This window comes from Siphonobacter sp., assembly GCF_048595215.1.
Taxonomy (GTDB): domain Bacteria; phylum Bacteroidota; class Bacteroidia; order Cytophagales; family Spirosomataceae; genus Siphonobacter.
In genome coordinates this window covers 1-6,872 of sequence record NZ_JBMDWJ010000054.1, presented here as the reverse complement: position 1 = coordinate 6,872, position 6,872 = coordinate 1, and the positions used below count along the sequence as shown (strand labels likewise).

The 6,872-nt window shown below is 50.3% G+C and carries 2 protein-coding genes; both read right to left on the bottom strand.

The genetic code is table 11. The features are described 5' to 3' along the window. Positions 1-168: 168 nt before the first annotated feature. Positions 169-909: a hypothetical protein gene (locus ACOJTG_RS03535; RefSeq protein WP_420152544.1), complete on the bottom strand. Its 741-nt coding sequence runs from the start codon at positions 907-909 to the stop codon at positions 169-171. Positions 910-993: 84 nt separating this feature from the next. Then, the coding region (gene sprA, locus ACOJTG_RS03530; protein WP_420152543.1) for a cell surface protein SprA at positions 994-6,872 on the bottom strand (5,879 nt) is incomplete at its 5' end.

Below are 6,872 nucleotides of genomic sequence, written 5' to 3'. Positions count from 1 at the left end.
CGTATATGAAAACGAATAAAATCAGCTTCCGAGATCCATCAGATCTAGCTAAACTGTTTGCATACTACAACCAGCTTTAGAATACTATTTCGATATACGTATTAAAAAGAGGTCCCGCTAACTATAGTTCGCGGGACCTCTTTTTAATACGTATATCGAAATAGTATTCTAAAGCTGGTTGTAGTATGCAAACAGTTTAGCTAGATCTGATGGATCTCGGAAGCTGATTTTATTCGTTTTCATATACGCTTCTATCGCAGCCTGTTGATCCTGCATGAGAGCCAATACTGTTTTTTTACTGGGACTGAATCGAGCTGCTTTTCCTTGCGAAATCACGTAATAATCGCTGGTTAATTCAATTCGAGCGTTTTTCTCGCCCGTTCCAAACGCCGTATTGTAATTAGGTTTGATCGTTTTTGTTCGGTGATGCTTGGCCAGTTGCAGGCGACCGGGGGCAAGCAGTTCGTAAAATCCCGTTACGGCTTCATTCGTTTGAAACTGTCGGGTATTGATGAAACGCATGGGTTGCGTGCCCTGATTCAGGGTAAAGTACTTGAGCTGATTCCCCGGAATGACCCGAATGTCCCGGCGTGCTTCATTGGCGAGTACTTCTATCTCATTTTCGTAAATGTTGTACCGCATTTGTATGCCACCGATGCTGTCAGATGCCGTTTTTTTATCGGCCAGCAAACCCTGATTCAGCTTGACACTACCCGTATGCCAAAGCGTATCGAGGTAAATTTCACCCACTACAGTACGGGATTCGCCTGTTTGTCCCCAAAGTACGCTGGTCGAGTTATTGGGAACGCCACCCATATTGATCCGCTCTTTGGATACGTCAGAAAGCTGGTTTTGGGCCTGCGTAGTATAGGCAAGCAGTAGAAGAAAACTCAATCGCAGGAAATGCATAGAAGTGGTCAGGTTGGATGAGAAATGAATTTGATACTCAAAAATAAAAAGGCCGCCTGAATCAGACAGCCTTTTTAAGATAAGTTAGTTCAAGCTAAGTCGCAATTGCACCCCGCCCTGCGTAACGGCTCGTCGGAAGGAATTAGAGACGAGCGGGTCGTTGACTGTACGGTCGAGATACACACGAACGTTGAGCTGACGACTGGCATTGTACGTGACGCTGGGGTTAAACTGGAAGAATACGTTCCCCGCCGTCGGCGTTGTTTCGCCTTCCAGCTTCCGGACAATGACGCGTTGATCGCGGAAGGTCAGGCGGCAATCGAAAGTCAGGTCATTCTTGAGGCGTACTTGACGACCCCCGAAACGGAAGCGGATGTTCTGCCGCGTGAAGCCCAGTCGACCCGTCAAATCCTTATTATTCACTTCATTGACCGAGACGTTGGAAAGGTTCAGTCCGACGTTTCGGTCCTGGTTGTATTCCAAACCACCCGAAATGCCATCTTTCGTACGGAACTGTACGCCGATGAAGGGAGCAAAGCGTTCCACGAATGAAATTACGCTCATCACGTACACCGGAACAAACTGTCCCTCGGCGTTCACCTGATTGGCAAAGGGGTACAAGGGTGCGTTTAAAGCAACGAACGCGGCATCGTATTCTAGCGAAGAAACGAAGTTCCCAACGTTGTACGTACTCGAATACGAGTGCGTAATCTGAATCTGTGAGAAGCGTCGCTTAAACCAGGCTACATTCGTCAGACCATTGTAATTCACCCGCCAGTTCGGCAAGGGAATTTTATAGAAGGGCGAAAACTTCACCTTGTTCGGACTCTTGCCGGAGTAGGCCGAGAAGAAAGCCGGAATCAGTACATCCTGCGAATTGAGGTTGTATGAATCGCCGGCGGGGTTCGCGACCTTCAGGCGTTCGAGCAAAATGTTCCGATAGTCTTTGAAACGCTCGAAGTTGGCCGAGAAGCTTTCCCGATTGGTTTTCTCAAAAGCCGTGAGGAAGGATAAGTAACTCATGGAATAATTACCCGATCGTAGCGGCGACTGGCTCACAAAAGGACCATTGACCGTAGCGGGCCGGAAGAATTCCTGGTAGTTGTCCGAACGGTTGTAGCGTAAATCCATGAAGACCTTAAAGTCTTTCCACGGCTCCAGATCGGTGGTGGCTTCAAAGCGTTTCGTAAGCGTTTGTACGAACGGCTGGTTTTGTACCGTACTCTTGGTAATCCAACCTTCTTCGGCTCCGCGGTAACGAATGCTTCCGTCCTGGCTACCCAGAATGAAAGGCAGACCCGGTACCCCGCTACGATCTCCGAACAGGTGCGGTGTCGGTAAAAAGCCGGGTAAAATCGTCGATTCCTGGATGGCATAGGTATAGCGAATACCCCGAACTGTCAGTAACAATCGAGATACGCTTTTCAGGAATTGATTACGCTCGACGTCTACTTCGTCAAAGTCACCGGGGCTACGGGCAATATCGCGGCGGGGAGCCCGGGGGGAATTCACCCAGCGTAGAGCCTTCACTTTGTTGTACAGGGCAACGAAATCAACCCGACCCGTGAGTACCCGTTCGCGGGTATTTTGAATGGTATTACCAAAGGCCACACCCGTCGAATCGACGATGCCGTAACTATTCGCCTGGAACTTGTAAGCGACGTTGTATTGCAACTGGGCAGTCATCCAGTCCGTGAGCGGAAACTTGTTCAGCGGGATTTGCCAAGTATTGGTAATCCGTTGTTCAAAGTTTTTCATCCGACCGAGTCGCTTCAGACTATTCATTACCGAATCGCGTTTTTCCGGCGTATTGATGTCGCCGTAGGGTTCGTCGATGATGGCTTGAGCCGTGGCATTGTACTGGGCATTCCAGTTTTTCGAGAAATTCCAGTTCAGTCCGTACAGTCGGTTGAACAGCCAGTACTTCTCGAATAAAGGCGTTACACCGTCCGTTGTCAGCATCGGATTTCCCGCCGTAGAACCCGTTGCCGCCTGTCGGTACTGGGTTCGAATCAGGCTTCGGTCCATGTTGGCCTGGAAGGTTACGCTGTTGGGAATGGGCGTAAAGTTGAAATCCTTGATTAGCTGGAAAATATGCTGATCGTTCTTCCACTTCTTGAAGGGCTCCCAAGGTTTCGGAGCCGTGGTGTACGCGTAGGTAAAGCCACCCCGCTGCGACAATTGCCGGTATTCTGCCAGCGTAATGCTCGACCGTATGGCGTCGGAATAGGCGTAGGTAAACGAAAAGTTCTCGATGTCGTAGAAATGGGCTCGGCTGTTCGGATTCACACGAATCTTCCGTACGTTCGAGAAATTGATAGCTTTTCGCATGGAGTTTTCCTCCACCATTTTTCGGTATGCTTCGCGTTGACTAGCGGGCATCGTACTTAGTGATAAATCCAGCGGCATATCCGGATCGAGCGGATTGAAGTGCGGACGAATGTTCTGCCGGTCGTAGCTGAAGTAAAACGGAATCTGTAACCCCCAGTTTTGCGGGAAGAGCTTATCCAGATTTACATTCGAAGCGATACCGAAGGCCGTCGAATTACTCTGTGAACGCTCGGAAATCCGCGTATCCACGCCGCCGAAACCATAGGTCTTCATGGCTCCGGTCAATGTTACGGTTGCAAAGTCGGCTAGCTTGATATCCGCCCGGCCGATAGCCGCGTAACCGGATCGCTGATCAAAATCCGTCGCGTGAAATTCATTGACCCAAACGCAGAAGGACTTGGCCTGTCCATCATCTGATTTCGGGTTTCGTACCCCCAACATCATCACCTGAACGGCGGAAACGTCGGGTGTCCCCACCACCGTAATGTTATACTTGCCGTCTTCGGATACGAGCGTAAAAGGCGTCGCATTAGCCGCTCCCAGGCGGTTACGTTCCGCTTTTACGCGACGAAGCTCGTCAATGGCGAAGTCAAACTTGTTGTCCAGGGGCCATACCAGCGTAGGGTCGGGAGAACCCATATTGAGCGAACCCGGCCGGGTAGCCGTCAGGCTTCGTACTTCGATTTCGTAGAAGTTATCCTTGAAATCCGTACCCAGTCGAATGAAGGCGGAGGTCTTACCGTCTTCATCAGCCAGGTTATCCATGTGCACGGACATGGTCAGGCGGCGGTACTGATTCAGGTTGTAGTTGACAATTTTGTAGGCCGCCCGTGAATCACCGTCTCGCAGATCCGTCACGCACAAGCTTAAGGCTTGTTCGTTCAGGGCCGCGTTGTTCAGCGTCATGATGTCGCGATCCCGTTCGTAGCCGGGAGGAACGACGTAAGGAACGCGAGTGTTATTGTTGCTATTCAGATCGGCTGCGGTGGGGCCATTTTCTTCCACACTTACGGTCGATACCCGAAAGTCGGCATCGTAAGGTTCGGGTACTTCGTCGAGGCCTTTGGTACTGAGATCATACTCGTACTTCCGGTATTGGAAACCCGTCAGTTGCAGCTGAGCAAAGCGAAGAACTACGGGTTCTTCAAATTCCGTCATGACCATCCGCATGAAGCGAATGGATTTGAAGCTGGTGATCCCACCTACGGAGCGACTGGGCTTACGCACTTCAACCCGGAATAGATACCACTTGGCTCCGTCGTCTGTCTCAATTTCATCAACGATGTTGTTCGACCCGATTTTCAGCTCACCGGGTTTCAGCGGAATTTCGTATTCGTAGTATGCTTCTGTTTCGTTGATGGTATTATCATTATTTAAATCTTCAGAATCGGGTAAATTGGTCGAAGAAGGCGTAATCTGCGAACCCGAGGCAGTATTGGCCGGCGAGTTGTTTTCCATGCCCATAAACCGCTTATACCGCTGAATGATCGACCAATTATTTTGATCGGCTTCCGGGCTGAAATAATACCGGAAGTCATCGTTGGAAGGGTCATTCGTAATCTGATCCAGTGCCGGGCCCGTTACCCGGGAACGCACCTGGTTGAGATAGTTACTGAAATAGGTCTGCTCGGCGGCATTATTTACGCCGTCAAGTCCAACATCCTGGGCGGCAATGTTATCGTTGTTGAAGGCATTGATGACGAATTGCTGCTTGGTGGCTCTTCCCCAGGCGGTCGAATCGACGTTGGCGGGCTGCCCGTTGACGGTCTGCGTGCGTACCTCACCCGTAGGCAGGCCATTCTCGAAGTTGAAACGACCGTCCGGAACGACGTCTTCGGAAATATCGCCCAGGTGTATGAGCAGTTTACCCCCCGTAGTATTGGGTTTATCCTGCGTACCGCCATTCGCCCGAACGGGTGCGTTTAGGAACGGATCCATGACCCAGAACTCCATGATTTCAATGTTGGAGTTATCAAAGTCATTATCCGAGGTAATAGCCCGCGTAATGGCTCCGAAGCTCTGTTTGGGATTTCGCAGCCGACCTTCCGACGTTAGATCCGGATTGTAGTTGTACATCCCGCGTTCGGCCGGAAAGTACGCCAGATCCAGAATATTCAGGGGCAGGTTATAATTCAGAGCCGCCTTACCTTTAAAAATCTGCTGGGGCAGGTACTGCTTTTCGTAGAAGTTGGAAACATCCAGATCCGCGGGCACGACGTTGTTACCGAGTCCGCCCGTTCCGTAGAACGTCTGATCGACGTTGTATACGGAAATCAGAGCCCGACGATCGTTGTACTGCAAGGGGTTCCCTGGGGTGCCTTGGTTAAAGGTTACGGGTGTTGCTCCCATTCGCCAGCGGATGGGCTGACGCGTGAAATCGTAGATGGTACGGCTGCCTTCAAAATCATCGAGGTAACTCCGGTTTTGGGCCCGGGGCGTCACACCAGGAAGTAATTGAGCGTATTCGCCCCCGAAGGTAATACTCGACATTTCCTTGGTCTGAATCAAAGGCAGAGCGTCGAGGGCTTTGGTTAGAAAGGGTGCGTCTTTTTTCAGGTTAGCGTCAAAACCGAACAGGAAGTTATTGACGGGCTCATTACCCAAAGCGACCCGCGTAATGTTACCGGGCGTACTTTCCCGGAGTCGCATCAGCGTCGCTCCAATGTTGAAGTTCTTATCGATTCGGTAGTCAAAGCGACCTGCTAGCAGAGTACGAATCTGGTTATTGAAGAGTTCGGGCGTTTCCCAACTGACAGTGATTTCCCGACCTGAGTTCATCAGGGCATCATTCATAATCCGTACGCTTCCACCTTCCACGACGAAGTCCGTACCCGGGTTGAGGTTTACGCCCCCCGCGGATACCTGCACCGTACTCTCATCGACACCAAAACCCAGCGGAATCTGGGCTCCGTTGGCTCCCTGATAACTTCCCTGAATGAAAAATTTATTCTTTTCTGCCTGTTGCGTCGCGTCAATTTGCGTACCTCGGTAAAGCGTATTTTGTACGTACTTTTCTACCAAGGCCGGATCACTATTATTCAGCCGATTCCGTAGGGTGGAACCAAATGGTTCCAGTACGGGGAAGATAATCCGGCCGTTTTTGGGGTCAATCGTGACGTCTTCCACAAAATCAAAATTCCCATCGGGCTGGGCGTCATTCATCTGGTTGAGTTTATCCAGATTCATGACCTGTAAAAGCGGAATGCCGGCCAGATTTGTTTCCTGTAAGCTGGGGTTATCGACGCCCGTAATGTCGTCTTTATAAATCACCCGTAATTGGAAACCCTGCCGTTGTACACTTACATTTCCGCCGGAATAACTCGTCGTCGTACTGGTCGTACTGGAAGGCGTTTGCGTACTCAGCGAATAGATGTTTTTCATCATCAAATCCCACATCGGCAAATTGGTATTATTCCGCAGGGTCGATGATTTGAGCAGTTTCAGCACAATTACTTCGTCTTGTTGCCGATTCTGGTAATCTTCCGTCAGTTCACCTACCTTGAACTTTCGGCCTTGATACGTATACTCGTAAGAAACGGCGACGATTTCGTCGTTACGGATGGGAGCTAGCAGGGAAATGTAGCCTAACTGCGGATGAAAGCGGAATTCCCGGTCATTTAATTTGCGGGCTC

Bases quoted from the DNA above. Each gene is read 5' to 3' on its own strand.
- ACOJTG_RS03535 (WP_420152544.1), bottom strand. From the start codon at position 909: ATGCATTTCCTGCGATTGAGTTTTCTTCTACTGCTTGCCTATACTACG.